Annotated in this window: 17 protein-coding genes; 2 read left to right on the plus strand and 15 right to left on the minus strand. The window is 69.9% G+C overall.

Translation table 11 applies throughout. The annotated features are described in order from the left end of the window. Window positions 1–9 precede the first annotated feature (9 nt). The gene (adh, locus tag AQJ54_RS24425) at window positions 10–1,533 is read left to right on the plus strand and encodes an aldehyde dehydrogenase (protein WP_062240955.1); all 1,524 of its coding nucleotides are present in this window, start codon (window positions 10–12) and stop codon (window positions 1,531–1,533) included. A gap of 99 nt (window positions 1,534–1,632) precedes the next feature. Here the strand turns inward: adh and AQJ54_RS24430 are convergent, their stop codons facing one another. From AQJ54_RS24430 to AQJ54_RS24475, 10 genes are all read right to left on the minus strand, one after another. Further along, complete coding sequence (locus tag AQJ54_RS24430) at window positions 1,633–2,562, minus strand: extracellular catalytic domain type 1 short-chain-length polyhydroxyalkanoate depolymerase (RefSeq protein WP_062240956.1); 930 nt, start codon at window positions 2,560–2,562, stop codon at window positions 1,633–1,635. A gap of 45 nt (window positions 2,563–2,607) precedes the next feature. Next, window positions 2,608–3,912: an RICIN domain-containing protein gene (locus AQJ54_RS24435; protein WP_062241334.1), complete on the minus strand. Its 1,305-nt coding sequence runs from the start codon at window positions 3,910–3,912 to the stop codon at window positions 2,608–2,610. A 44-nt stretch (window positions 3,913–3,956) separates the two neighbouring features. Next, entirely contained in the window at window positions 3,957–5,939 is a 1,983-nt protein-coding gene (locus AQJ54_RS24440) for an alpha-L-fucosidase (RefSeq protein WP_062240957.1), read from the minus strand. 56 nt (window positions 5,940–5,995) lie between these two features. Continuing rightward, the gene (locus AQJ54_RS24445; RefSeq protein WP_062240958.1) at window positions 5,996–8,404 is read right to left on the minus strand and encodes a ricin-type beta-trefoil lectin domain protein; all 2,409 of its coding nucleotides are present in this window, start codon (window positions 8,402–8,404) and stop codon (window positions 5,996–5,998) included. 96 nt (window positions 8,405–8,500) lie between these two features. After that, window positions 8,501–10,333: an RICIN domain-containing protein gene (locus tag AQJ54_RS24450; protein WP_062240959.1), complete on the minus strand. Its 1,833-nt coding sequence runs from the start codon at window positions 10,331–10,333 to the stop codon at window positions 8,501–8,503. 146 nt (window positions 10,334–10,479) lie between these two features. Next, window positions 10,480–11,991, minus strand: a complete 1,512-nt coding sequence (locus AQJ54_RS24455; RefSeq protein WP_062240968.1) for an arabinofuranosidase catalytic domain-containing protein — start codon at window positions 11,989–11,991, stop codon at window positions 10,480–10,482. 30 nt (window positions 11,992–12,021) lie between these two features. Continuing rightward, complete coding sequence (locus AQJ54_RS24460; protein ID WP_062240970.1) at window positions 12,022–13,623, minus strand: glycoside hydrolase family 27 protein; 1,602 nt, start codon at window positions 13,621–13,623, stop codon at window positions 12,022–12,024. A 54-nt stretch (window positions 13,624–13,677) separates the two neighbouring features. Further along, complete coding sequence (locus AQJ54_RS24465; protein WP_062240972.1) at window positions 13,678–15,108, minus strand: arabinofuranosidase catalytic domain-containing protein; 1,431 nt, start codon at window positions 15,106–15,108, stop codon at window positions 13,678–13,680. Window positions 15,109–15,467: 359 nt separating this feature from the next. Further along, window positions 15,468–16,604, minus strand: coding sequence for an SGNH/GDSL hydrolase family protein (locus AQJ54_RS24470; protein ID WP_062026321.1), 1,137 nt, complete (start codon window positions 16,602–16,604; stop codon window positions 15,468–15,470). Window positions 16,605–16,659: 55 nt separating this feature from the next. Next, entirely contained in the window at window positions 16,660–19,116 is a 2,457-nt protein-coding gene (locus AQJ54_RS24475; RefSeq protein ID WP_248845434.1) for an RICIN domain-containing protein, read from the minus strand. A 412-nt stretch (window positions 19,117–19,528) separates the two neighbouring features. Between AQJ54_RS24475 and AQJ54_RS24480 the strand changes: the two genes are divergently transcribed. After that, a complete protein-coding gene (locus AQJ54_RS24480) occupies window positions 19,529–20,539 on the plus strand; it encodes a LacI family DNA-binding transcriptional regulator (protein ID WP_062240974.1) in 1,011 nt (336 codons plus the stop codon). A 74-nt stretch (window positions 20,540–20,613) separates the two neighbouring features. Here the strand turns inward: AQJ54_RS24480 and AQJ54_RS24485 are convergent, their stop codons facing one another. The 5 genes from AQJ54_RS24485 to AQJ54_RS24505 form a co-directional block, all read right to left on the minus strand. Beyond that, window positions 20,614–21,468, minus strand: a complete 855-nt coding sequence (locus tag AQJ54_RS24485) for an NAD(P)H-binding protein (protein ID WP_062240976.1) — start codon at window positions 21,466–21,468, stop codon at window positions 20,614–20,616. 68 nt (window positions 21,469–21,536) lie between these two features. Then, window positions 21,537–22,991 carry an FAD-dependent oxidoreductase gene (locus AQJ54_RS24490; protein ID WP_062240978.1) on the minus strand — a complete coding sequence of 485 codons (1,455 nt, stop codon included), beginning with the start codon at window positions 22,989–22,991 and terminating at the stop codon, window positions 21,537–21,539. Between the two features lie 233 nt (window positions 22,992–23,224). Beyond that, complete coding sequence (locus tag AQJ54_RS24495; protein WP_062240980.1) at window positions 23,225–24,433, minus strand: hypothetical protein; 1,209 nt, start codon at window positions 24,431–24,433, stop codon at window positions 23,225–23,227. Next, window positions 24,430–25,437 carry an LLM class F420-dependent oxidoreductase gene (locus tag AQJ54_RS24500; RefSeq protein WP_062240982.1) on the minus strand — a complete coding sequence of 336 codons (1,008 nt, stop codon included), beginning with the start codon at window positions 25,435–25,437 and terminating at the stop codon, window positions 24,430–24,432. Before AQJ54_RS24500 ends, AQJ54_RS24495 begins: the two co-directional genes overlap by 4 nt. Before the next feature lie 12 nt (window positions 25,438–25,449). Next, window positions 25,450–26,676: a cytochrome P450 gene (locus AQJ54_RS24505; RefSeq protein ID WP_062026314.1), complete on the minus strand. Its 1,227-nt coding sequence runs from the start codon at window positions 26,674–26,676 to the stop codon at window positions 25,450–25,452. Between the last annotated feature and the right edge of the window lie 77 nt (window positions 26,677–26,753).

Here is a 26,753-nt window from a genome sequence, read left to right on the forward strand (position 1 = left end):
CTGGCCAGCATGACCCGTTACGCGGCACCCGGCACCGAGGGCGCGATCGTCTCCTACCAGGCGCGCTACGACCACTTCATCGGTGGCGAGTACGTGCCGCCGGCGCGCGGGCAGTACTTCGAGAACCCGTCTCCGGTGAACGGGCAGCCGTTCACCGAGGTCGCGCGGGGTACCGCCGAGGACGTGGAGCGGGCGCTGGACGCCGCGCACGCCGCCGCGCCGGGCTGGGGCCGGACCTCGGTGACCGAACGCTCCGACATCCTCCTCAAGATCGCCGACCGGATGGAGGCGAACCTGGAGAAGCTCGCCGTCGCGGAGAGCTGGGAGAACGGCAAGCCGGTCCGGGAGACCCTGGCGGCCGACATCCCGCTGGCCATCGACCACTTCCGCTACTTCGCTGGGGCGATCCGGGCCCAGGAGGGGTCGCTCGGCGAGGTCGACGACGACACGGTGGCGTACCACTTCCACGAGCCGCTCGGCGTCGTCGCGCAGATCATCCCGTGGAACTTCCCGATCCTGATGGCGACATGGAAGCTGGCTCCGGCCCTCGCGGCGGGCAACGCGGTCGTCATCAAGCCCGCCGAGCAGACCCCGGCCTCGATCCACTACTGGATGAGCCTGATCGCGGACCTGCTGCCGCCGGGCGTGGTGAACATCGTCAACGGCTTCGGCGTGGAGGCGGGCAAGCCGCTCGCGTCGAGCCCGCGGGTGGCGAAGGTGGCGTTCACCGGCGAGACCACGACGGGGCGGCTGATCATGCAGTACGCCTCCGAGAACATCAAGCCGGTCACCCTGGAACTCGGCGGCAAGTCGCCGAACATCTTCTTCGACGACGTCTGGGCGCGGGACGACGACTTCCGGGACAAGGCACTTGAGGGGTTCACGATGTTCGCCCTCAACCAGGGCGAGGTCTGCACGTGTCCGTCCCGGGCGTTGATCCAGAGCGGCAACTACGCCGACTTCCTCCAGGCGGCCGTGGCCCGCACCGAACTCATCAAGCCGGGCCATCCCCTCGACACCGACACGATGATCGGCGCCCAGGCCTCCAACGACCAGCTGGAGAAGATCCTCTCCTACCTGGACGTCGGCCGCCAGGAGGGGGCGCGTGTGCTCACCGGCGGCGAACGGATCGAGTACGACGGCGAGTTGAAGGGCGGTTACTACGTCCAGCCGACGATCTTCGAGGGCGACAACCGCATGCGGATCTTCCAGGAGGAGATCTTCGGCCCGGTCGTCTCGGTGACGTCCTTCGCCGACTTCGACGACGCCCTGAAGATCGCCAACGACACACTGTACGGGCTCGGGGCGGGCGTGTGGACCCGGGACATCAACACGGCGTACCGCGCGGGCCGCGCGATCCAGGCGGGCCGCGTCTGGACGAACTGCTACCACGCGTACCCGGCGCACGCCGCGTTCGGCGGGTACAAGCAGTCGGGGATCGGGCGGGAGACGCACAAGATGATGCTGGAGCACTACCAGCAGACGAAGAACCTCCTGGTGTCGTACTCGCCGAAGAAGCTGGGTTTCTTCTAGAGCCACGACGTAGGGCTCCGCTTGGAAGACACCCTCGCAGCGGTGCCGCACGTCCACCACCGCCCGACCGCGGAGGGATCCGCGGTCGGGCGTCCTTTCTCAGTGGTCGAGGCCGAGGAAGGTGAGGGCGTAGGCGAGCATGCCGGACTGGGGCAGGGTGTGGCCCGCGCCCGCGATGCTGATGCCTTCCACCGGGGCCTGCGGGCCCGTGCCGCCGTAGCGGGTACGGGTCCAGGCCGGCCGCGGACCGTCGGTCGCGGACGGGGTCTGGCTCAGGCCCTGGAGGTTCGTCCACTGCTTGATCTCCTCGCCGAAGTTGCGGTAGGCGAGGGTCGTGTCGGTGGTGCCGTGCCACAACTGCATGCGCGGATAACGGCCGTTGTAGCCCGGATACATGGAGCGGGCCAGGTCACCCCACTGCTGGGCCGTCTTGCTGACGTTGCCGCCGGAGCACTGACCGTTCCACTGGGAACCGTCGCTGGTGGCGAAGCAGCCCGCCGGCACCCCGGAGAACGCGGAAGCGGCGCTGAACACGTCGGGGTACTCGGCGGCCAGCACGTTCGTCATCATGGCGCCCGAGGAGAATCCGCTGACGACGACGCGGGCCGGATCGACGTTGTACCGCTGCCGGGTGTAGGCGACCATCGACATGATGCCGGTGGAGTCGCTGCCGCCGCCCCGCTTGAGCGCCGCCGGTGAGGAGACGTCGAAGCAGTGTCCGCTGCGGGTGGCCTCCGGCAGGACGATGATGTAGCCGTACCGGTCGGCGGCGGTGACGTAGTCGTGTCCGTTGCCGCCGAAGATCCCCCCGGCCGAGCCCCCGCAGTAGTGGACCAGGACCAGCAGGGCGGGCCGGGACGCCAGGCGGTCGGGCACGTACAGGTACATGTTGAGACTGGTGGGGTTGTTCCCGAAGCCGGTGACGCGGGTCAGGCTCGCCGCGGCCGCCGGTTGGGGCGCGAGGAGCGTCAGGACTGCGGCCAGGGGCAGTAACACCATCGCCAGGGCCGCGTGCAGAGCGCGTCTCACAGGTGGACCTCTTTCCCGTGATCGTCGAGAGGGAGGGGTGGCGGTTCAGCTCTCGAGGCGCCAGCGCTGGTTCGTGCCGCCCGAGCAGCTCCAGAGCTGGATCTTCGTGCCGTTGGCCGTGCCCTGGCCGTTGGCGTCCAGGCAGAGGCCCGACTGCGCCGCGGTGATCGTGCCGTCGGGGTTGACGTTCCACTGCTGGTCCGGCTGGCCGTTGCAGTCCCAGATCGCGGCCGGTGTGCCGTTGCCCGCCCCCTGGCCCACGCCGAGGCACTTGTTGCCGTAGATCACCAGCTGCTTTCCGGTGCTGTAGGTCCACCGCTGGTTGGTGCCGCCGTTGCAGTCCCACAGTTGGGCCTGTGTGCCGTTGGTGGTGGTGAAGTTGTTGATGTCGAGGCAGCGTCCGGACTGCTGGCCGACGATCTTCTGGTTGCCGGACGGCTGCGGGTCCGGCGGCGGCGTCGTGCCCGAGCCGAACTGGGTGAAGAACTGCCACACCGCCGCCGACGTCCAGGTGCGCCAGCCGTCGCCGGTGGAGCCGTCGACGGGGCCGGGGTCGTGGCCCGCTCCGTCGAACGCGGCCCAGACGACGGGGTATCCGGACCTGCATCCGGAGTAGGTGGTGATGATGTGCGTCAGGCTTCCGTAGGCCGGCTCGGGCGGGTTCTGCGGGGTGCAGCCGTTCGTCCGGACGAAGGTGTCACGCAGGTCTCGTCCCGACTGGATGGGCAGCACGTTGTCCCTGAGGCCGTGCAGTCCCATGTACGCGATGGGCTGGTTGCCGCCGTTGCACCCGCTGAGGTTGGCTCCGGAGTAGACCGCGACCGCGCGGAAGACCGTGGCCCGGGAGCAGGCGAGGGCGTACGACATCCCGCCGCCGTAGCTGAAGCCGCCGGCGAACAACTGGGTGGTGTCGACGCACAGGCCCGCTTCGATCTGGTTGACCATGGCGTCGACGAAGGCCACGTCCTGGCCGCCGGGATTGGCCCAGCCGTTGCCGTTGCCCTGGGGGGCGACGAAGATCGTGCCGTTGTTCGCGTTGTCCGCCAGGCGCCGCAGGCCGTAGTAGGACCAGTTGTACCCGTCCGTTCCACCCGAGTCGACGTCGTTCGCGGTGCCGCCCCGCCAGTGGAAGCCGAAGATCAGCCGGTAGGGGCGGTTGCTGTCGTAGCCGGCGGGGACCCGCAGGATGTAGCTGCGGTTCTGGCCGCCGCTCTGGATCGTGTGGTTACCGCTGGCGAGCGCCGGGGGCTTGCCGCAGCCGGTGCTGGCCGCCGCGGGTGCCCTGAGACCGCTGCTGAACGAGGTGCCCGCAGTGGTCAGGACGAGAAGCAGCGCGGCCACGAGGGACATCAAGAGCGGTTTGCGTTTCATACACACCTTCCTCTGTCATGGATTCAGACCGCGGTGATGGTCCATGCGTTGTTGGTGCTGGAGTTCGGCGTCCACAGCACCGTCGTCGAACCGGCCGTGGTGCTGCCGCTGCCGTCGAGGGCGGTGCCGGTGCCGCGGTTGACGATCTGGTAGCGGTTGTTGCCGAGGCCGGTGAGTGACCACTGCTGGTTGTTGCCGCCGTTCCATGCCTCCTGGCGGGCGGGAGCGCCGTTGGCGGTGTTGCCCCAGCTGTCGGCGGCCATGCCGTTGGTGCGGTTCATGATCCGGTAGTAGCCGTTGCCGAGGTCGATCAACTGCCACTGGAGGTTGGTGCTGCCGTCGTAGTTCCACTGCTTGAGGTTGGAGCCGGAGGCCACGTTGCCCCCGCTGTCGAGCACCAGTCCGCTGGTCACGTTGGCGATCCTGACCCAGGTCGTGGAGCCGCCCGGCGCGCCCAGGACGGGGATCTCACCGGAGAAGGTGAGCTTGACCGTGTACGCCAGCGCGCTGAACGGCGCGTTGGACGAGGGCATGGTGAGGTGCAGGCCGGAGGCGTCCTGGGTGGGTGCGGGCAGGTCGATGTAGGTGCCGGCGGTGTTGTTGAGGAGTTGGGCGCGCGTCAGGCTGCTGAGGTTGATCTGGTTGGAGTTCAGCGTCGCGATGGTCAGGGTGCCGCCCTGCCAGCCGAGGGCGGTGGCGTAGAGCACCTTGTTGTCCTTGCTGCGGGTGAACCGGACGTCCTGCGGTTTGCCCGCGACCGGTCCGCTGAAGGAACCCCCACCCATCTTGGTGGGGCCTTCGCCGTAACTGGCCCAGGAGCGGGTGGAATAGACCGCCTCTCCGAAGCGGCCCAGCCAGTCCCCCATGGCGAGCAGGATGGACTGCTGTCCGGAAGGGATGGTGCCGTCGGCCATCGGGGCGATGTTCAGCAGCATGCTCCCGCCCTTGCTGACCCGGTCGATCAGCGAGTGGAGCAGGGCCTGCGTCGAGTAGTAGCCGATGCCGACCGTGTAGCACCAACTGGAGGAGGAGATGCTGTCGTCGGTCAGCCAGTAGGGGGTGAGCAGCCCGGCGGGGCCGCCGCGCTCGAAGTCGAAGACCTCACCCTTGTTGTTGAAGCCGTCCTTGTAGGTCGCGGCCACGTCCTTGTTCCACGCGACCGCCTGGTTGTAGTAGTGCGCGAGGAACTGGAGCCGGTAGGACTCCTGCACCTGGTTCAGGGCGAAGTCCTGCCACAGCAGGTCCGGTTGGTAGCCGTCGACGACCTCGACCAGCTTGTCGTACCAGAGCTTGTTCTCCGCCGCCGAGCCCTGCTGGCCGTAGAGGATGCGCAGCGTCGGGTCCGACTGGGACGGCACATGGTCGTAGTAGCCGTTGAAGTGGTAGGCGTGGTGCAGGGAGGTCATGAACTTCAGCCCCTGCCCGCGGATGGCCTGGGCGTGCAGTCCCACCAGGTCCAGTTTTGGGCCGTGCTGGACCGAGTTCCACGGGTTGGAGCGGCTGTTCCACATGGAGAAGCCGTCGTGGTGTTCGGCGACCGGTCCTGCGAACCGGGCGCCCGCGGCCTTGAACAGCCGCGCCCAGGCGTCGGGGTCGAAGTTGCCGCCCTGGGAGGCCAGTTTGGGGGCGAACTGAACAAAGTTGCCCGCCTTGTCGCGGGCGCCGTCGATGAAGTTGTTGTAGGGCCAGGCCGAGGGGTCGCCGTAGGTGGCCTTGTGGTGGTTGTTCTCGGCCGAGCCGCCGATGTACATGTTGCGCGGGTACCACTCGTTGCCGAACGCCGGGACGCTGAAGGCGCCCCAGTGGTAGTAGATGCCGAACTTGGCGTCCTGGAACCAGCCGGGAGCCGGAGGGTGCTGGTCCACGGAGGACCAGCTCGGGGTGTAGCTCTGCGGGCCCTCGGTCGCGGCGGCATCTGGTGCGAACCGCAGCAGGCCGACGGCTGTCGCGGCACCGGCCGCCGCCAGCAGCCGGCGCCGGCTGAGCGGCAGGGGGGAGGAAGTCATGTGGGGCCTTTCGGAAGGATCGGGCGGGCTCGGGAGTCCGCCCGCCGGTCACGGGGTCAGTCGCGCGTCCACTTCTGGCTGCTGCCGCCGTTGCAGGTCGACAGCTGGAGCGGGGTGCCGTTGGCCGTTCCGGCGCCGGTGGCGTCCAGGCAGAGACCGGACTGGACGCCGGTGAGGGTGCCGTCGGTGCGGAACGTCCACTTCTGGTTGGCGCCGCCGTTGCAGTCCCAGATGGTCACCTTGGTGCCGGGGGTGGTGCCCTGTCCGGCCGCGTCCAGGCAGGCGCTGCCGTAGACCCGCAGCTCACCGGCCGAGGTGTTCGTCCACTGCTGGTTGCTGCCGCCGTTGCAGTCCCACAGCGCCACCTGGGTGCCGGCCGTGTGCGACTGGTTCGGCACGTCCACGCACCGGCCGGAGGCGGTCCCCACGATCGCGCCGGTGGTGCCGCCGTCGTTTCCGCCGCTGCCGGGGGTGATGGACAGGTTGTCGAACTGAGCCGTCTCGCCCTGGCTGGTCCCGTAGCCGATCTGGCCGGTCGCCCAGGTGCCGTCGCTCGCGGAACCGACCGTGGCACCGTCGACGACCGCGGTGATCGTGGCGCCGGAGAAGGTGAGGCCCAGGGTGTGCCAGCGGTTGGTGCCCAGCGCGGCGGTCGTGCCGCGGGCCAGGGTGGCGACGGTGTTGTTGGTGTTCGAGTTGAGGATCGACCAGGCTCCGGTGTCGCTCACCCGCAGGCGGTAGGCGTTCTGCCCGCCGCCGCGGTCGTAGTCGTGCGCGCCCGCACGGCCGATCAGTTCGACGTAGCCGGGCTGTTCGAGCAGCACGTCCGACGAGACCGTGTAGTTGCCCCAGCCCGTCTCTCCGAGCAACGCGTGCGGATCCGTCAGCGAGTCCCAGGTGATCGGCTTCTGCGGGCTCATCTGGCGCACGCACATCCCGGCGCGGCCGCCGCCGCAGCCCACCGCCTCGAAGGCGCCCTGCCAGTCCATGAGGTACTTCGCCTCGGTGCCGGTGGCGTTGCCGTCGAAGGAGTCGCTGTACGGCAGCTTCAGTGAGGCCTTGGCCGGGCCGGTGGCGGTGCCCTTGCCCTGCCCGGTCGTGGTGGTCAGGGTGTAGAGGTGGCCGGGCCGCGCGGTCAGGCTGAAGGTGCCGCCGGACGGGGTGATGTCGGTGGCGTGCACGAAGTGGTCGGCCGTGTTGCCGGACCTGACGTCGGTGGACCAGACGTGCACGGTTCCGGTGGACAGCCCCCCGGTGACGCTGAAGTTCAGCGTCTGGTCGCCGCCGGCGTCCATCGTCTCGACGACCGTGGACCAGTCGGAGTTGTTGGGGGACTTGAGCGACACGTAGCTTCCGTTGGCGCGGTTGCCGCCGATGTAGCCGCTGGAGGAGTCGAGGTACCGCCACCCCGGGGCGGTGAACTGGCTGGTGTGCGCCATCACCCAGGCGTTCTTGCCGATCGAGTAGGCGCCGGACCACGGCTGCGCGGCCAGGGCGAGACCCATCGTGGGGTACGGCAGGTTGGGGGTGAGGGCGGCGACGACCGGCCAGTTGAGGTAGGCGGTCATCCGTCCGTCGATGTACCCGCGGTTGATGCCGCGGGCCACGGCCTGCGCTCCCCCGTTGTAGTCGTCCGAGCCGTTCTCGCTCGCCCACAGGGGCTTGCCGGACGACAGGGCCGCCGCGGGCACCGAGCAGTCGGACTGGGCCGACCGGTAGCCGCAGGGGTAGTGCGTGCCGATGGCGCTCACGGCGGAGGCGAACGACGCGTTGGAGTTGATGTCGTTGGCCACGCCCCAGTCCGAGTCGGCGGCGACGATCTTGACGCTGCCGTAGCCGTTGCTGTTGAGCGCGCTGCGTAGCTGCTGGTACCAGGAGACGTTGTAGCCGCGCTCGTTCCAGCCGCCGAGGTAGTCGATGCTCAGCCCGTGCTTCTTGGCGCAACCCAGCCACGCGAGGTCGTAGTTGACCATGTCGGTGGACCAGAAGTTGCCGCCGCCGATCCAGCCGGGGGCGCCCCAGGCGAGCCCGTACAGCTTGAGGTTCGGGTTGCGCGCCTTGGCCTGCTCCATCAGCCACCACTCGTAGCCCCGGTCGCAGTTGAGGTCGGACCGGGTGTGCTGGTGGCTCGGCTCGGCGCCCGAGGTGGAGTTGGTGTCGCCGCCGATCTCCGCCTTGAGGATCTGGAGGGAGGCGCCGTAGCCGGGCTTGAACAGGTAGTCGAGGATCTGGCCGCGCTGGGGCTCTGGGTAGTCGATCAGGAGTCTGCTGTTGCCGCCCCCGCCGCTGATGGCGCCGACACCGTCGAAGACACGGCCGCCGGAGGTGCCGTTGAGGGTGATGGAGGTGGCGGCCTGGGCGGGCGCGGCGGCCGTGCCGACGACGCCGCCGGCGGTCAGGAGGAGGCCCGCGACGACGGCCGTCGGGACACGCAGGCGCCGTAACAGCCGTGCGATTGCTGACACGGTGGGATCCTTTCGAAGGTGGGGGGTGTCCACGGCCGGTGCGGTCGACGGACGGTCCAGGACGGTTGAGGACGGTTCAGGACGGTTCAGGACGGTTCAGCGGACGAAGAAGTCCTGGTTGGTGCCGGGGGCGTTCTTGCACGGCCACTGGTCCAGTTGCTGACCGGTGGTGTTGCCGGCGCCGTAGACGTCCAGGCACAGGCCACTGTTCTTGTTCTGGAACGCGTAGGACCCGTCCGACTGCCGCACGGCCAGCCAGAGTCCGTTGGCCGCTGTGCCGGGAGGCTGTTGGACGATGTTCGGGGTGCCGGCGGTCATGGAGCTGCCCGCGACCGCGACGTCCTGGCCGGAGCTCTGGGCGCGCAGTTCGCCGTAGCCGCCCGAGGCCGGCACGAACTGGAACTGCTGGTTGCTCTGCCCGTTGCAGGTCCACTGGTCGATCGCGGCGCCCGCGCTGCCCGAGTTGCCGTACACGTCCAGGCACAAGTTGTCGTGGGCGGCGACGAGTTGGTGGTATCCGGCCGGGAAGCCCGTACCGCCGGAGGAGGCGGGGGTCAGATAGACGGTGAACGCGTCGTGGGCGCCCTGGAACGTGAACGGCACGGTGATCGAACCGCCGGCGGTGCTCACGTTCTGGTCGTACACGGTCAGGGGAGCCGCGAGGGGCGCCTGGTCCGGTATGCGGTGCACGGTGACATGGACGTTGCCGTCGTTCGCCGGCCAGGGCAGGGACGACAGCCCGGTGAAGGTCACGGACGCGGCACCTGTGTACCCGTTGGAGTCCCCGACGACCGCGACCGCCCGCCCGGCGGAGGAGTCCACGGCGGCCGAGATCGCCGTCGAGCCGACCTGGCCGGAGGTGTCGACGAGGGTGCCGGTCATGTCGGCGTACTCCCGCAGCGCCCACCAGTTGCCGGTGGGCTGCCAGCTGCCGCCGCTCTGGGTGAGGACGCCGGTCAGGTTGGGGGTGACGCAGCAGACCCAGTTGCCGCGCATCGCGTTGGTGTAGCCGGACTGCGCGAACCGGGCGAGGTACCAGGCCGTCACCCCGGTGGTCTGCCGGTCGGCGGGCTGGTACTCGTTGGAGGACAGGGGCAGTTGGCCGATGCCTGCCGTGGTCAGGGCTGCGTTCAGGGCGCGCGCGACGGTGACCGGGTCGTCGACGTCGCCCTCGTTGTGGTTGGCGATCATGTCGGGTACGGTTCCGGCCGCCTTCACGTGTGCTAGCCAGGTCCGCCACTGTCCGGGGTTGCGTTCCGGGGTGAACGCGAAGGACGGCCCGACGATCTGCGCCCCGGGGGCGATCCGCCGGATCTCGCGGTAGGCCGTGTCCCACATCTGGAAGTACTGGGCGCTGTTGACACCGCGGGTCCAGAAGGCGGAGATGTCGGGCTCGTTCCAGATGTCGTAGGAGAAGGTGAGCCCCGTGGCCTGGAGTGCGCCCACCGTGGAGTCGATGAAGCGGAGCCAGTCGGAGCAGTCGCCGTTGTCGCACGGGTACCTGGTGTTGGACGGCTGGCCGCCGTTCGCGCCGTAGATGTCGCTGACGAGGACCTGGTACTGCGCGTGGTAGGGCGGCCGGGTCAGGCGTTTCGCCTGAGCGGTGATCGAGTCGAGGTCGGCCCGGGTGGCCGAGCCGTACTGGTAGCCGTCCCTGATCCAGCCGCCGGAGAACCATCCGCCGCCGCGGAAGGCGTTGATGCCCAGCGGCTGGAGGAACTGGTCGACGGGCTGGGTGCCGTCCTGGCTGATGCCGTAGAGGAACCCCTCCCCCACTCCGGTCGACGGCCCGCGGGCCGAGGCCAGGTTCACGCTCAGCGACCTGCCCTCGGCGGCCCTGCTCACGGTCGTCGACAGCAGCGGCAGCACGAGCGCCAGGAGGATGCCGGCCAGCAGTGCCCGACGGCCGGATCTCACTCTCGTCCTCATCCGATTCTCCTGCGATTGGGCGCCGCTGCGCTGCGGCGCGCGTGCTGGACAGGGCCGGCTTCGGTGCGGGGGGTTGGTGCGCGCAGCGGCATGCCGGGGCGGCGGTCGGATGCCGCCCCGGAGCCGCGCGCGGATCCCTCACACGGTCAGCTCAGCGACCACTGTTGGTTGGACTGGCTGTTGCAGGTCCACAGCTCCACGGGGGTGCCGTTGGCGGTGGCGGCGCCGGTCACGTCCAGGCACAGGCCGGACTGGGCGCTGGTGACGGTGCCGTTGGCGTTGACGTTCCACTGCTGGTTGGGCTGGCCGTTGCAGGTCCAGGTGATGACCTTGGTGCCGGGGCTGGTGCCCTGGCCGGAGGCGTCCAGGCACAGCCGGCTGCTGCCGGAGTACACACTGAGCTCGCGGGAGCCGGTCCGGGACCAGGTCTGGTTCGCCGCACCCGAGCAGTCCCGGATCTGCGTCTGCGTACCCGGGGTCGTGGACGCGCCCGGCACCTCCAGGCACTTGCCCGCGCCCACCGCGTGCAGCGCGGTCGAGGTACCGCCACCGCCACCCGAGCCGTAGCCGGCCGCGGTGATGCTTGCCTGGACGGCGTTCTCCGTGGCGTCGGAGGGGTAGCCGGCCGTGACGGCGCCCTCGAAGAACTCGCCGGTGCCGGAGACGCTGTTGTCTCCCCCGGTGCCGAGCAGGACGGAACTGTCGACCTTCATCGGCGAGTAGCCGTTCGGCAGGGGGCCGGAGAAGGTGGTGGTAAGGCCGCCGCTCGCGCCGTCGCCGTATTTGAGGGTGAAGTTGGTGGTGCCGTTGTTCTTCTCCCAGGCGCTGACGAAGGGGTGGTGCACACCGGGGTTGTTCGGGTCCTTGTTGGAGCCGGTGTTGGTGTGGAACATGCCGTTCTCCAGGTCGGCCTCCACCCACGGCCCCGACCCGGTGCAGCCGCCGAACCAGCAGGCGTTGCCCCAGTAGATCGCGTTCATGGTGGCGTTGCCGGTGTCGGTGTGGGTGTTCTCACCGAGGCCGTAGTCGAAGCAGCACCACTGGTTCGTGTAGTTCGACGACGTCACCATGTAGATGCCTGAGGGCTGGGATCCGGTGGGCACGCCTTTGGCGTTGTCGTGCCGGTAGCCGACGCCCTGGGCGACCTTGACGCCGAAGACCTGGTGGCCGGCCGCGGTCACCGGCAGGGCCATGGCGTCCGCGCCGACGTCGGAACCGTTGGGCCCGGGGCCCTTCCAGTAGCCGCCCCAGGAGATCGGCATGTCGTTGTGCTGGGTGCTCTGGTCGTAGATCTTCGTGATCGTGCACGACGTGCCCGAGCAGAACGACACCTGTGACGCGCCGTCGGCGTAGCCGCCCGCGCTCAGCAGACCTATGTCGCGGTAGCTGCGGTCGGAGGCCCGCTGGATCTGGTAGAGCGGGCCGTTGTACGACGCGAAAAGCGCCCTGGTCGTGGAGTGCGCCGTCACGCACGGCGTACCGCCCGCGGCGTAGAGGTCGCACGGGAGCGACGCGTCGGCAACACGCTGAGCCACTGTTGCGGGCCGGGGCGCCGTGGCGAACGCCGGGGCACCGAACGCGGCCACGATCGTCGCCAGAGCGACAAGGAACACGGCTTTCCATCGCCTGCGTGGGCGATCACTGCCTGGTGCGAGCATGGAGCTCTCCTCCGGGTTCCGAATGCGGAGTCATCCCAACGTCCACCGCTGGCTGCTGCCGCCGTTGCAGGTCCGCAACTCGGCGAGGGTGCCGTCGGCGGTGGCCCCTCCGGCGACGTCCAGGCACAGGCCCGACTGGACGCCGGTGATGGTGCCGTCGGCGTTCAGCGTCCACTGCTGGTTGGTCTGGCCGTTGCACGACCAGATCTCCACCTTGGTCCCCGGCGTGGTCTGGTTGTTGTAGGCGTCCAGGCACATCTGGCTGCTGCCGGAGTAGACGGTGAACTGGTTCGACGCGGTGTGCGTCCAGGTCTGGTTGGCGCCGCCGTTGCAGCTCCAGATCTCCACCTGGGTGCCGGCGGTCGTGGTCGCGCGGGGTACGTCGAGGCACTTGCCCGCACCCACGGCGTGCACCGCGCCGGTCACGGCGGAGCCGCCGCCGCTGGTGCCGCCCGCGACCCGGTACATGACCGTGCCGTGCGCCGGTACGGAGGCGCTGATCGTGCCCGAGGTGGCGGAGGTCGCCCCCGACCACAGGTCGGTCAGGGTGTAGGAGGAGGCGCCGGTCTTCCCGATCGCGGCCGCGGTGGTGGAGATGGTCGCCGTCGAGCCCGTCTCGTTGAACAGCGCCACCGACACGTCCCCGTTCGCCAGCGGCTTGGCGAGGACGTCCAGGCCGCCCGAGGACGACACCATGGTGCCCTGCTTGCCCAGGGGGTCCTGGTCGACCGCGATCACCCGGGAGTTGGTCAGGGTGGCCAGCGTGTCCGCGCTCGCCGAGGGGATGTTGGTGCCCGCGATCAGCGGCGCCGCCATCTCCGCCCAGAGGCTGAACTCGCTGCGGCTCTCGGTGGCCGTCATCGAGCCGTTGCCGACCTCCAGCATGTCCGGGTCGTTCCAGTGACCGGGACCGGCGTACGAGGCGAGTCCCACGTTGCTGTGGAAGATCGACAGCATGCTGGAGAAACTCGCGCTGATGTCCCCGGTGGTGCGCCAGCTGTTGCCCACGTCCGCGCCCCAGGTCCACACGTTGTCCTGGCCCCAGTTGCACAGGCTGTACAGGATCGGCCGCCCGGTGGCCGCCAGCGCGTCACGCATCGCGGTGTACCGGGTCCGCGCGGGGGCCCCGGTGTTGTTGCAGTTGTCGTACTTCAGGTAGTCCACGCCCCACGACGCGAAGGACTGCGCGTCCGTCGTCTCGTGGCCCAGGCTGCCGGGGTAGCCGGCGCAGGTCGCGGTGCCCGCGTCCTCGTAGATGCCGAGTTTCAGCCCCAGCGAGTGCACGTAGTCCGCGGTGCCCTTGATGCCGTCGGGGAACTTGGCCGGGTCCGGCACCAGGCGGCCGGCGGAGTCACGGTTGTGGGTCATCCAGCAGTCGTCGATGTTGACGTAGGAGTAGCCCGCCGCCTGCATGCCGTTGGTGTGCATCGCCTGTGCGGTGGACTTGATCAGGGACTCGGACACGTTGCAGCCGTACGCGTTCCAGTCGTTGAAGCCCATCTGCGGGGTCAGTGCGAGCCCGTTGCCGAGCGCGGCGGCGGGTGGTGCCGTACCGAGGGAGAGGAGAGGGACGCCCACGCAGAACAGCGCGAGGGAGAAGGCGCACGCCAACACCCGGGTAATCATGCCCATGTCATTAGCTCCTGGGGCCGGGTCACGGCAGAACTCGCCGTAGGACAGAAGGACTCAGCGGTAGCCGGCCGCTGTGATGTTGGCCTGGACGGCGTTGTCGGTCGCGTCGGAGGGGTAGCCGGCGACGATGGCTCCCTCGTAGAAGGTGCCGGCGCTCAGGTTGGCGCCACCGCCTGGCTTGCAGCAGTCGCCGCCGCTCCCCAGGACGATGGCCCCCTGCTTCTTCATGGGGCTGTATCCGCCGGGGAGTCCGCCGTCCCACAGGGTGGTGAGACCACCGGACTGCGCGTTGCCGCCCTTGAGGGCGAACCTCGACGTGCCGTTGTTCTTCAGCATCGCCGTCACGAACTTGCTGGGAAATGCCCGCTGGTTGGGGTTCCAGGACTGGCTGCCGCCGGGGTACAGGCCCCATTCGAGGTCGGCCTGCACCCAGGGACCGCTGCCGGCGCACCCGCCGAACCAGCACTCGGTACCGAAGTTGATCGCGTCCATCGCACCGGCGGCGTCGGCCTTCCGGGTCGTCTCGCTGTTGCCGTAGTCGAAGCAGCAGCCGCTGTTGACGTGGGTACCGCTGGTCACCATGTACGCCCCTTCGGGTGCGGCACCGGTCGGTACGCCGGTCAGGTGGCCGTCCCGCCAGTAGCTGTTGCCGGGGTTGATGTACAGCGAGTACGCCTTGGTGCCCCCGGCGGTGAGCGACTCGGAGGTCGCCTTCGCGGGGCTGCTCTGACTCGACCCGGGGACCTGGGACGAACCCTGGTACCACAGGTCGTTGCCGTGCCCCGACTGGTCGCGTACGACCGTGATCACGCACGAGGTGCCCGCGCAGAACGCGTCCTGCGCCGCCGCGTCGGCGAAGCCGCCGGGCGCCAGCACGCCGATGTCCCGGGTGGCGTTGTCCGAGGAGCGCCTGACCTGGTAGAGGGAGCCGTTGTACGAACTCAGGAGCGCACGCACCGTGCTGTGCGCGGCCACGCACGGCGTGCCGCCCGCGGCGTAGAGGTCACAGGGGCCGGAGCCGCCGGGCGGAGGCGGCGGGGATGCTGGGGTGCTCCACTTCTGGTTGCTCTGGCCGTTGCAGGTCCACAGGATGACCGCGGTGCCGTTGGCCGTTGCCGCTCCGCTGACGTCCAGGCAGAAGCCGGATGCCGTGCCGGTGACGGACCCGTCGGAGTTCTGACGCCACACCTGGGCCGGGCGGCCGTCGCAGGCCCGGATGACCACGGGGGCTCCGGGGGCCGTCCGGTTGTCGTAGGCGTCCACGCACCGGGTGCCGCCCATCGTCCTCAGCTCACCCGCCGACGTGAACTCGAAGGCCTGGTTGGTCTGGCCGTTGCAGTCCCAGATGTCCAGCGCGGTGCCCGGTGTGTCGACGTTGCCCTTGACGTCGAGGCACCGGCCCGACGCCGAGCTCACGAGGGTCGCCGCCGACGCCGGTGCCGGCCATGAGGGCGCGTTCGACAGCAGCACGGCCAGCAGTGCCATCACACATGCGGTGGCGGCCGCCGGTAAGCGTTGTCCAAGGGCCGCGGGGCTGCAGGGCTGAACGGATGAAGGCTGCATTCTGTTCCTCGGCAGTGGGGGAAGGGGACAGAGAGTGCCGTGCCTGTCCGAAGGGGCCCGGACGCTCGGGAGCATCACAGGAAACCCTCAGACATCCCATGTCGATAGTGATTCCACACGCCTCCCGCACTGTCAATAGACCTGTCACCCCTCACCAGAACAGTATCCATCCCATGTATACGCATGTGGGAGCCGCTGTCAGGGCAGGCCGGAACCCGCGTCCGGCGACGGCCGCCGTGCCGGGCGCGGGTGGTCGGTCACCTCACCTGAGGTTCACCGGGTCAGGAGACCGGGAGAGCCGTCCACTGCTGGTTGGCGCCGCCGTTGCAGTCCCACAGGACCAGTTGCGTGCCGTCGGCGGATCCGGCGGGGATGTCGAGGCAGCGGCCGGAGACCGGGTTGCGGTAACCGCCGTTGTACGTCTGCCACTGCTGGTTGGTGCCGCCGTTGCAGTCCCAGACAGCGATCTTCGTGCCGTTGGCGGTACCGCGACCGGTGGCGTCGAGGCACTTCCCCAGGGCCCGCAGGGTGCCGTCGGAGCGAGCGGACCAGAGCTGGCCGTCGGAGCCGTTGCAGGACCAGCTGTCCACCACGGTCCCGTTGGCGCTGTTGCCGCCGCTGACGTCCAGGCACTTGCCCGCGATCCCCGAGCGCACCTCGGCGCCGCCCGCGGACACCGGCGGCTTGATCCAGCCGGCCGCGTCGGCGGCCTGGATCCCGGCGTTGAAGGCGTCGGCCATCTTGCGGTAGCCGGTGTCGTTGGGGTGCAGGGCGTCGGCCAGGTCCGCTCTGGTCAGGGCGCTCATGTCCACCAGCCGTACGTGCTTGCCGGCGGCCTGCGCGTCCTGGACGATCCCGGGGATCCTGGCGTTGAACGCGGGCCGGTTGGCCTCCTCCGTGCCGCTGGTGGAGATGATCACCGTGCCGACCAGGACGGTCGCGTCGGGCGCGGCACTGGTGATCCGGTCGATGAGCGCGCGCAGCCGGTCGGGGGCGGTCGGGATCTGGTAGTTGCCGTTGAGGTCGTTGGTGCCGATCTCCAGAGTGACCACGTTGGGGCGGTAGCGGGCCAGCACGGAGTCCGCGATGCCGGTGATCTGGTCGATCCGCCAGCCGGAGTGGCCTTCGTTGTCCGGGTCGGACATGGTGCCGTTGCGACCCGAGCCGACGAAGTCCGGTGCGTGTCCCTCGGCCGCCAACTGGTCCCGCAGGAAGCCCCGGTAGCCGTTCCCCGACGAGCTGCCGACTCCCCAGGTGATGGAGTCCCCGAGCGGCATCAACCGCAGGGCGGTGGGCGCGGCGGCCCGTACGGCGGAGGGCGGCGACTCGGTGCCGGTGGCGGCCGCCGCGTGCGGGGCGGCGGCGAGACCGAGCACGGTCGCCAGCGCCGCGGCCCAGGGGGCCAGGTACTTCTTCATGAGCGTTCCTCACTGGTGCGGGTCAGTGGGTGGGGTGAACGAGTGCGCGGGCCGGTCAGCGGGGTGTGAAGTCCTGGTTGCTGCCGGCCGTGTTCTTGCAGGGCCATTGGTCGAGCTGCTGGCCGAGATTGCTGCCGCCGCCGTAGACGTCGAGGCAGAGGCCGCTGTTCTTGTTCTGGAAGGAGTACGAGCCGTCGGACTGCCGCACCGGCAGCCACAGAGCGCCGGCCGATCCGTCCGGGGCCTGCTGCACGATGTCCGGAGTACCGGCGGTCGTGGAGCCGCCGGCCACCGCCACGACCTGTCCGGAGTGCTGCGCGCGCAGTTGCCCGTAGCCGCCCGAGACCGGCAGGAACTCGAACTGCTGGTTGCCCTGTCCGTTGCAGGTCCACTGGTCGATCGCGGCGCCGGCGCCGGTGGAGTTGCCGTACACGTCGAGGCACAGGCTGCTGCTGCCGATCACCAACTGGTGCCGGCCGGTGGGGAATCCCTCCCCGCCGCCGGTCGGCTGGACGCCTGCCTGCTGGATGACCTGCCGGGCGCCCTGCGGCCAGTTGGTTCCGCTGACCTGGACGTTGCCGGTGAGGACGTTGTTGTGCGGCGGGCCGGTGGCCACGTAGGTGTTGCCGCCGTTGTACCAGTTGCCGGAGAAGGTGCTGTCGTCGGTGTGGTTGTTCGCGTTGGCGTTGGTGAGAGCCCAGTTGCCCGCGTCCTGCACCACGTTGGCGGACACCTTCAGGTACCGGGAGCCCTCGTCGAGGTAGAGCGCGGTGGTGCGGTTGTTGTCGTACATGTAGTTCTCGGAGATCACCGAGCCGGGGGCCGCGGACAGGCTGTAGATGCTGCCGCCGTCGTACATCGCGTTCTTGGTGTCGAAGACCAGGTTGTGGGAGACGGTGTTGTTCTTCAGTGTGGTGGGGGTGCTGTAGATCGGCTGGTAGTTGTACGTGCCGCGGTTGACGTAGTCCTGGCTGCCACCCGGGTCGTTCATCCCCCAGCCCCAGCCGATGTCGATCCCGTCGTAGGGCAGGTGGTCGCACTGGTTGTGGGTGATCGTCGCGTTGGTGACGTAGGTGGACAGGATTCCCGCGGTCTCCTTGTAGTCGGTGCCCACCCCGCTGACCTTGTTGTTGCTGATGGTGATGTTCTGGTTGGTCATCTGCGGGTTGCCGGGGTGGTGTGCGTCCGGCTGGATCCCGCCGACCTGGATGCCGCTGCCGGCGATGTCGGTGAACGTGTTGCCGGTGACGGTGACGCCGTTGGCGCCCAGTCCGACGCCGGACGCGGTGGCGACGCCGTCGTTGCCCACGCCGAGGCCGGCCTGCCCGAGTTCGGAGAAGGTGTTGCCGGAGAACGCGATGTCGGTGGCGGCGGAGACCTGGACGGCCGCGGGCATCTGCACCCAGTGGTTGCGGGTGGCCTCGAACTGGGTGCACCCCGACTTGCAGGTGCTGAGCCAGTTGGCGGGCATCGCGAAGGTGCCGGTGATGTGCGCGCCGCTCTGCTGGTCCGCGTAGCCGTCGGGTCCGCTCGGGCCGAGCCAGGAGGTTCCCGTGAACCGGATGCCGCTGAACCTCAGGCCGGTCGCCGGTGAGCCGTAGCTGCCGCTGACGCCGAGCAGGCTCTGGAGCCGGGGCAGTTCGACGTCGAGGCTGTTCGGGTTCTGCCCGGGCTGGGCCCGGTAGTAGAGGTCGCCCGTGGACGCGTCCAGGTACCACTGTCCGGCCTGCTTGAGGAACGCGTAGTTGTTCTCCAGGTACATCGTCCCGCCGGCGAACGGCGCGTTGACGGTGTCGTAGCCCCAGGAGTTGTTGTTCCACGCGGGCTGCTGCATGGTGATCGTTCTGCCGCTGATCGACTTGACCGGCGCATAGCGGTCGGTGAAGGAGTTGAGGCTCTCGACCTCCATGTGGCTCTGGTCCGAGAGGCCGGCCAGGTAGTCGAGGGAGGAGTCGGTGACGGTGAGGCCGGTCTGGGTGAACGTGAAGGCGGAGCGGGGCACCTGGATCGCCGCGCGCGGCGCCTGGGTGCCGTTCACGTACAGCTGACGTGTGTTGACGCCGCTGCCGACGTGGGCCGACCAGATGTTGCTGCTCTGATCATGCACCTGCCAACCGGAAATACGCTGGGCGCCGCTCAGGACCGGCTGCTGCCCTGGGGCGGCCTGGTAGGTGATGGTGTGTCCGTTCTGGCCGCCGTCGCCGGAGCCGAAGGACAGCGGCTGGGACAACCGGTAGGTGCCACCGGCCAGGTTGACGACGACGTCCGCGTCGGCCGCGAGGCGGTGGGCGGGCTGCCGCGCCTGGTCGATCGTCGCGAACGGCTGCTCGGCGGTGCCGGTCCCGCCGGGGGCGGCAGCCGGATCCACGTACAGGGTGGCGGCGGCAGGCTCTTGGCGCTCGGTGGGTACGCCGAACGCAGCCGTGGCCGTGGCCAGGCTGCCGGCCAACAAGGCGAGCAGAGCTACCGGGGCGGCGGCCCACCGGCCGCGGAGCACTTCGGCTCTCGACATGGTCATCCTTCAGTGCTGGCGCGTGAGGCCCCGCCGCACGGTGCTCGACTGATCTCCTACCGTGCCGGCGCAACCCGGTCGGGTCGTGCGGTGACGCTGGGGGCGCGAGATTGCAGAGAGGTTTCGGGGGGAGACGGTGCTCCCGGCTCCGCGGGCTGTCAAGGTCGTGGGACGGCCTCTCGCGAAGCTTGTCGCGGAATCGATTCGACGGCTGATTCCTGCGGGTCGAGGGCATCGTCGGCTCGAAATGTTTCGGCGAGCACGCGCATCGGTTCGCGTCGCGCCGTACGGTGTCTGGTGTCTGGTGTCCGGAGTCCGGTGTCCGAGAAATTCGGACCCGCACTCGTGTCCGGCGGAGCACCGAGGGCCGCGGTCCGTCCTGTCGGCCTCCGGGTGGGTTCTTGGGGGCTGCATGAACATCGGGGAGATCGCTCGGCGCGCGGGCGTGTCCCGCAGCACGGTGTCGTACGCGCTCAGCGGCAAGCGTCCCGTCGCGAGCAGCACCCGCAGACGGGTGCAGGACGTGATCGACGAGCTGGGGTACCGGCCCAACGCGACCGCTCGGGCCCTGAAGGAGGGCCGGACCCGGACGATCGGTCTCGTCATCCCGCCGGCGGGCAACCGGCTCACACACATGCAACTGGACTTCGTGGCCAGCGTGGTCGACGCGGCCGCCCGGGTCGACCTGGATGTGCTCCTGTCCCCCTCCGGCGAGGACCACGACCGCTCCTTCGAACGGCTGGTCTCGGAGGGCCGCGTGGACGGCGTCATCCTGATGGAGATCCGTCTGGAGGACCCCCGTGTGGGCCGCCTCCAGGCTGCCGGGGTGCCGTTCGTGGGCATCGGGCACACGGCCGGCGACCAGGGGATGTCCTGGATCGACGTCGACTACGCCGGCCTGGTCCGGCACTGCGTGCGGCACCTCGCCGACCTCGGGCACCGCCGGGTGGCGCTGATCACGCGTTCCGCCGAACTCGTCGCGGCCGGTTACGGTCCCGCGCGCAGGGCCGGCGAGGGTTTCGCGGCCGCCGTGGCCGAACGCGGTCTCGACGGCATCGAGGTGCCGTGCGGGGACGACGCCCGCTCAGGTCAGGAGTGCGTCGAGGCGCTGCTGCGCGGGCATTCCGGCCTCACCGCCGTGACCACGATCAACGAGGCCGCCCTGCCCGGCATCCAGCGGGCGCTGGCCGACGCCGGCCTCGCGGTGCCGTACGACTTCTCCATCACCGGGGTGGCGGCCAGGACCTGGGCGGAGGACTTCCGCCCGCCCCTCACCGCGGCGGACGTACCAGCCCTGGAAATGGGAGAGAAGGCCGTGGCTCTCCTGATGCAACGCATCACCGCGCCGGACGCCCCGCCCCGCCACATCCTGCTGACCCCACCGATCTCACTGCGCTCCAGCACGGCGGCGGCGCGTACGTGAGGGGATGTCAGGGCCGTAGGAGAAGGAGCCGCACCCGGACCGGGTGCGGCTCCTTCGTGTGGGGGGGCCGGGCGTCAGGCAGCGGTGAACGCCTGACGGTGTTCCAGGGCCCAGTCGGCGAAGGCCGTCGGAGCGCGGCCGGTGATCCGGGCGACCGTGTCCGTCACCGGGGCGGCGGTACCGACCGAGGCGGCGTACGTGCCGAGGACGGAGTCGATCAGGCCCGGCACTCCGAAACCGCCGTAGTCCAGCTCCAGTTGGGCCCTGGCGGCGCCGTCGACCAGGTCGACGACGGCCACCGGACGCCCGGTCGCCGCTCCGATCAGCTCGGCCTGCCGGCGCTGTGTCATGGACTCCGGGCCGGTGAGCTCGTACGTGGCGTCCTCGTGGCCGTCCGTCAGCAGGGCCTGCACGGCGACCGCCGCGATGTCACGCTCGTGGATCGGGGAGAGCGTGCTCTCGGCGTACGGGATGCGGACCTCACCGCTCTCGCGGATCGCGGGAGCCCATTGCAGCGCGTTGCTCGCGAACGCGCCCGGCCGCAGCACCGTACGGGCGAGACCGCTGCGCTCCACCGCCTGCTCGACCGACAGATGCATGAGGCCGATCGGATGGCTGGTCACGTCCGGCGCGCCCACCGCGGCGGACGACAGCAGGACCACGTGCCGCACCCCGGACGCCTTGGCGAGGTCCAGGAACTCGGCGATGCCGGACGGGTTGGGGAACAGGAAGAGCTTCTCCACGCCCGACAGAGCGTCCTTGAACGAACCGGGGTCGTCCAGATCCCCGGCGTGTACGTCGACGCCCGCGGGCAGTCCGGCGGTCTTCGGGTTCCGGGAGGTGGCGCGCACCGGAACGCCGGCCGCGAGCAGGGACTCGACAACCTTGCGGCCGACGTTGCCGGTCGCTCCGGTCACCAGAACGGTCATGCGATGGATCTCCTGTGCGTGTGGGGGGAGTTGTGGGGGGGGAAGTGCAGGACGGAAAGGAGGACGGGTCAGGGCGTGCCGAACCAGCGGTGGAGCGCTTCCACGAGCGGCGTGCCGGGCACCCAGCAGATGTAACCGTCGGGGCGCACGAGCACGGCCTCGGCGGCGAGATCGGGGAGCTGCGGTACCTCCACGGCGTCCACCCGGCCGGTCCACGGCGCCGCTTCGGCGACGAGTTCCGTCCGCGTGGTGAGCAGAACCCCGTGCCCCTGGTGGAACAGTTCGCCGGCCCAACGGCCGTCCGGCAGCGCGAAGTCGGTGAGCCGGGACCCGACGGGTTCGTCGCCCCCGAGGTCGTAGCGGATGGAGAGCCCGGAGATCGCCCCGCCGAGCAGGCGGTTGGCCTCCGGCAGCTTGATCAGCTGGGCGAAGATCTCACGCAGCGCGTCGTGCTCGATGCCCTTCTGGCCGAGGGCGACCTGGGCGCGGGTGTTGGTGAGGACGCCGGCGCCCACCGGGTGGCGTTCGCCGTGGTAGGTGTCGAGCAACCCTTCGGGGGCCCAGCCGGCGATCTCGGCGGCGAGTTTCCAGCCCAGGTTCATGGCGTCCTGCACGCCGGTGTTGAGCCCCTGTCCGCCGAGCGGGAGGTGGACGTGAGCGGCGTCGCCCGCGAGGAAGGCCCGACCGATGCGGTAGTGCTCCGCGAGGCGTGAGGCGTCGCTGAACCGGGAGCCCCAGCGCACCTCCTTCACCTCGGTCTCCGCGCCGTAGAAATCCTGGATCACCGCGATGACCTCGTCCTCCGGCACCTTCGCGCGCTGGTCGTCGATCACCTGGTCGGCGACGCTGTAGAAGATCCGGTAGACGCCGTCCGACTCCTTGCCGATCGGGAAGATGTTCGCGAACGACCCGTCCGGACGCATCCGGGGCGAGCCCTTGGTGTCCCAGGTCGTCGCGATCCCCTCACCGGTGACACCGAGCACGACGTCGGCGACGGTGCCGAACCACCGCGCGTCCAGTCCTGGGAAGTCGACTCCGAGTTCCTTGCGGACGAAACTGCGGCCGCCGTCGCAGCCCGCCAGGTAGCGGGCCTCGATCCACTTGCCCCCGGCCTGGACGCGGACCCGTTCGTCGTCCTGCTCGATGCCGGTGACCTCCGCGTCCCACTGGACCCGCACCCCGAGGGCGGCGAGGTGCTCCTCCAGCACCTTCTCGACCTCGGCCTGCGGGATGGCGACCTGGTACGGGTAGCGGGAGTTCCAGCCGTCCAGCGTCAGCGGGACGGGCAGGTGGGCGAAATGGGTGGTCTCCAGCCGGGTCCTGGCCTGCTCCTCCGCGCCGTCGAGCATGCCGCGCAGGGCCAGCATCTCCGCGGTGCGGGGGTGGAGATTCAGGGCGCGGCTCTCGCCGGTCCGGCCGGGCCCCTTGTCGAGCAGGGCCACGCGTGCGCCGGCGAGGGCCAGCTCGTGGGCCAGCATCAGACCGGTGGGTCCAGCGCCCACCACGATCACGTCAGCGTCCATCACTGCACCTCTCTGCCTTCCGGTTCAGAACACTGTTCTAGCAGTGAACTACGTTTTCTTGCAAGTACAACGTTCTCGCGGGCCGCCGCGAGGAGGCCGTCATGGCCTCCGGGGGCCCGCGAGAACGCGCGGAATCACCAGCTGTGCCTCGGGGCGATGCCCCGGAATTGCCAGGTGTGCGTCGGGGCGATGCCCCGGGATCACCAGGTGTGCCTCGGGGCGATGCCCCGGGATCACCAGGTGTGCGTCGGGGCGATGCCCCACGCGTCCAACTCCAGCTCGACCAGGCCGTGATCGACCTCCACACCGGCGGACTGGAAACCGACGGACACGGTCTCGCCGGCCCGGAGGACGAAGCAGTTCATCCGGCCGGGCGGTCCCCCGGCGCCCGAGACGGTGCGGAAGAGAATGCCCAGGGCGGGTCCGAAGACGTCCCGGGCCTCCGGCAGGATCTCGCCGGCGTTGGACAGCGCGGCGTCCGTCTGCGGGTAGCCGGTGAGGTGCCGACCGACCGCTTCGGAGTACGCCGCCTTGCTCAGTCGGCGGATTTCCGAGAGGTCGGTGTAGCGGCCGCGCAGACCGTCCAGGCACAGCGTGGCGATGCCGACCATGTTGGACGATTCCAGGTCGCCGGGCCGCCGGAAGCTCACGGGCAGCCCAAGCGTGAACGGCCGGCCCGCCTCGGTGGTGCCCCGCGCCGCCCGCAGGATGTTCGCGGTCATGGCGAGCATCAGCCCCGTCACGCTGCCTCCACCGCGCTCGGCCACCCGCTCGGCCTCGGCGGCGGACACCGTGAAGGCGAGCCGGGAACGGACGGGCACCGCGCCGCCACCCTGCGGCGACCGCCCGAACAGCAGCCGGCCGGCGGTGGCGGGTACCTCGGCGGCCTTGTCGCGCAACCGCGCCAGGGCCAGCCGGGAGTACGTCCACACGCCTTCCGTCAGCGCGTCGGTGATGTCGTCCACGAGCGAGGGCGGCCCGGAGCGCCCCTGCCGGGCGGTCTCCCGGGCGGCGAGCGTGGCGGCGCCGATCAGGCCCTGGCCGTCGGTCAGCGCGTGCGAACCCACCAGGGACACCACGGACGTACCGTCGGCGACATGCGCCGCGCTCAGTTCCCAGCCGCGGCCTCCATGGGCGTCGAGCTCGACCCGGCAGGAGGCGTCGGCCCAGTCCATCACCTCCTCCGGGGCGACCGTCCTCGGTGAGACGCGCAGCGGACGGCAGCCGGTGTGCCGCTCCCAGACCGGGCGGGCCAGCGGCAGCCGGGCCGGCCGCATCCGGCGGTTCAACGGGCCCTGGGCCAGGTTGCTGTGGATCTTCGCCAGCGCTTCGGGGGCCGGCCGGCCCTGGACCCGCCAGAGCAGCTGCACCGGCGGGTTCACCCCCAGCTGTTGCATCAGTACGTCACCTCCGGTGAGGCGCTGCGATCCGCCTGTCGTCATGTCGTCGTCCCCGCCTCCGGCGCGAGCCCGACCAGGGGGGCCAGCGTGCGCCCGGCCAGCGTGATGGCGTCCGGATCGTGCGCGTTGGCCAGCATGTTGGCCATGAGCCCGTCGACTCCGTGGCACAGCACCCGCTCCCGCAGCTGCTCGGTGACCTCGGCCGGGGTACCGACGAAGAACCGGTCGGTCGCCGCGGCCCGCTCGGAGTCGGTCAGCTCGGCCACGTTCACGCCCGACCTGAGCAACGCCTCGTCCAGCAGTTTGCGGGCCCGGTCGCCGTCCTCGTCGATGATCAGCGGCATGGCGAAGCTGGTCTCCAGAGTCGCCGGATCACGGCCGGCCTCGGCGCACCGCGCCCGCACCGCGGCCATCTTCCGCGGCAGCTCCGAAGCGGTGCAGATGATGTTGAGGTGGTCGGCGTGCCGGGCGGCGAACGCGAACGTCTTCTTCTCGCCCCCGCCTCCGATCAGCAGCGGCAGGTCCTCCCGGAGCCGGGGCTCGTTGATGGCGTTCTCGGCCCGGAACCAACGCCCGTCGACCCGCGGCCGCGCCCCGCGCAGCATGGGGACGGCGATGGCGAGCGCCTCCTCGAACCGGCCGAAACGCTCCGCGACGGTACCGAACTCGTAGCCGTATTCGCGGTGTTCCTGCTCGTGCCAGCCGGCGCCGACGCCGAGCACCGCGCGCCCTTGGCTGATCACGTCGAGCGTGGTGACCATCTTGGCCAGCAGGGCGGGGTTGCGGTAGCCGATGCCGGTCACCATGGTCGACAGCTGCACCCGGCCGGTGGCTGCCGCCAGTGCACCGAGCAGGGTGTACGCCTCGAGCATCGGGCCGTCGGGCGGGCCGATCAGGGGCGGCTGGTAGAAGTGGTCCATCGTGGTGACCAGGTCGAAGCCGGAGTCCTCCGCGGCTCGCACCTGGGCGACCAGTGCGGGGAAGAGGTCGGTGACCGTCTCCGTGTGATGGAAGTACGGGATGTGGTAGCCGAGCCGTATGCTCACGTGCGGTTCCTCCTACCAGGTGACGGGTAGTTCGCTGGGGCCGAAGAACTGGCCGAAGTACTTGAAGGGCAGAGCGCCGGGGTCCACGGCGAGCCGCAGGTCCGGGACGCGGCTGAAGAGCCGGTCGAGGAGGATCTGGAGCTCGGCGCGCACCAGGTTCTGGCCGAGGCACTGGTGCGCCCCGTAGCCGAACGCGACGTGCCGGGTGTCGGGGGTGCGCCGGATGTCGAAGCGGTCCGGGTCGGGGAACGCGTCGGCGTCCCGGTTCGCCGGCAGGGTGGGGATGATGACGCCGTCGCCCGCGCGGATGCGAACGCCGCCGATCTCCACGTCCTCCAGGGCCATCCGCAACGGCCCGGTGTCGGTGATCGACAGAAAGCGCAGCAGCTCCTCGACCGCGGCCGGCGTCCGGTCGGGGTCGGCGGCGAGCTCCTTCAGCTGCTCCGGGTCGGAGAGCAGGGTGAGCACCGACAGGGAGATCATCGCCGCGCTGGAGGCGTGTCCGGCGATCTGCAGCAACTGCACCAGGCTGGCGAGTTCGAACCGGTCCGCGGCTCCGCCGCGCTCCCGGCGGGACCGCTCGATCTGGCGGCTGAGGAAGTCGTCGGCCGGGTTCTCCTCCTTGGCCGCGATGACGGCGTCGAGGTGGGCATGGAGCCCCTCGGCGGCGGCCCGCTGCTCCTCTTCCGTACGGGCCTCGCGCAGCATCTTCTCGGTGTTGCGCTCGATGGTGTCGAGGTCGTCCGCCGGAACGCCCAGGAACGTCTCGAGCACCAGCGTCGGCACGGGGTTCGCGAGGTGGGCGACGAAGTCGACCGGCCGCTCGGGCTGCGCCAGCAACCGGTCGATCGCCGTGTCGACGATGCGCTGGATGCGCGGCTTCATCGCGTTGATCCTGCGCACGGAGAACTCGCTGAGCACCGCGCGCCGGGCCTGGGAGTGCTCGGGGCCGTCCATGTTCACGAGGAACGGCGAGAAATAGGTCAGCGCCTTGAGTCCACCCGGAGACAGTTCAGGAAAACCGGGCCGAAGTTTCTCGGAACTGAAGCGGGCATCGGAAAGAACCGCCCGGGCGTCCTCGTTCTTGGTGATGAGCCAGGCCAAGCGCCCGTCGGACATCCGGATCTGGTGCACCCGGCCGCCCACCTCGTCCAGTTTCCGGTACGTGTCCGGAACGCTGAACGGGCAGGTGCGGAGTATCGGAAACTCCGGGACGGCATCGGTCGCGATCTCGTTCATGGCTATTCCCTTGGTTAAGCCGAGGGGGGCGGCATGAACGTTAGCGCTATTGTTTTCCCTGGGCGTCAGACCAGAGT

Origin of the sequence: Streptomyces griseorubiginosus (assembly GCF_001514195.1) — a bacterium.
Classification (GTDB): domain Bacteria; phylum Actinomycetota; class Actinomycetes; order Streptomycetales; family Streptomycetaceae; genus Streptomyces; species Streptomyces griseorubiginosus.

Bases quoted from the DNA above. Each gene is read 5' to 3' on its own strand.
- adh (WP_062240955.1), top strand. From the start codon at position 10: ATGACCCGTTACGCGGCACCCGGCACCGAGGGCGCGATCGTCTCCTAC.
- AQJ54_RS24435 (WP_062241334.1), bottom strand. From the start codon at position 3,912: ATGTCCCTCGTGGCCGCGCTGCTTCTCGTCCTGACCACTGCGGGCACC.
- AQJ54_RS24440 (WP_062240957.1), bottom strand. From the start codon at position 5,939: ATGACTTCCTCCCCCCTGCCGCTCAGCCGGCGCCGGCTGCTGGCGGCG.
- AQJ54_RS24450 (WP_062240959.1), bottom strand. From the start codon at position 10,333: ATGAGGACGAGAGTGAGATCCGGCCGTCGGGCACTGCTGGCCGGCATC.
- AQJ54_RS24455 (WP_062240968.1), bottom strand. From the start codon at position 11,991: ATGCTCGCACCAGGCAGTGATCGCCCACGCAGGCGATGGAAAGCCGTG.
- AQJ54_RS24460 (WP_062240970.1), bottom strand. From the start codon at position 13,623: ATGGGCATGATTACCCGGGTGTTGGCGTGCGCCTTCTCCCTCGCGCTG.
- AQJ54_RS24465 (WP_062240972.1), bottom strand. From the start codon at position 15,108: ATGGCACTGCTGGCCGTGCTGCTGTCGAACGCGCCCTCATGGCCGGCA.
- AQJ54_RS24470 (WP_062026321.1), bottom strand. From the start codon at position 16,604: ATGAAGAAGTACCTGGCCCCCTGGGCCGCGGCGCTGGCGACCGTGCTC.
- AQJ54_RS24475 (WP_248845434.1), bottom strand. From the start codon at position 19,116: ATGTCGAGAGCCGAAGTGCTCCGCGGCCGGTGGGCCGCCGCCCCGGTA.
- AQJ54_RS24480 (WP_062240974.1), top strand. From the start codon at position 19,529: ATGAACATCGGGGAGATCGCTCGGCGCGCGGGCGTGTCCCGCAGCACG.
- AQJ54_RS24485 (WP_062240976.1), bottom strand. From the start codon at position 21,468: ATGACCGTTCTGGTGACCGGAGCGACCGGCAACGTCGGCCGCAAGGTT.
- AQJ54_RS24490 (WP_062240978.1), bottom strand. From the start codon at position 22,991: ATGGACGCTGACGTGATCGTGGTGGGCGCTGGACCCACCGGTCTGATG.
- AQJ54_RS24495 (WP_062240980.1), bottom strand. From the start codon at position 24,433: ATGACGACAGGCGGATCGCAGCGCCTCACCGGAGGTGACGTACTGATG.
- AQJ54_RS24505 (WP_062026314.1), bottom strand. From the start codon at position 26,676: ATGAACGAGATCGCGACCGATGCCGTCCCGGAGTTTCCGATACTCCGC.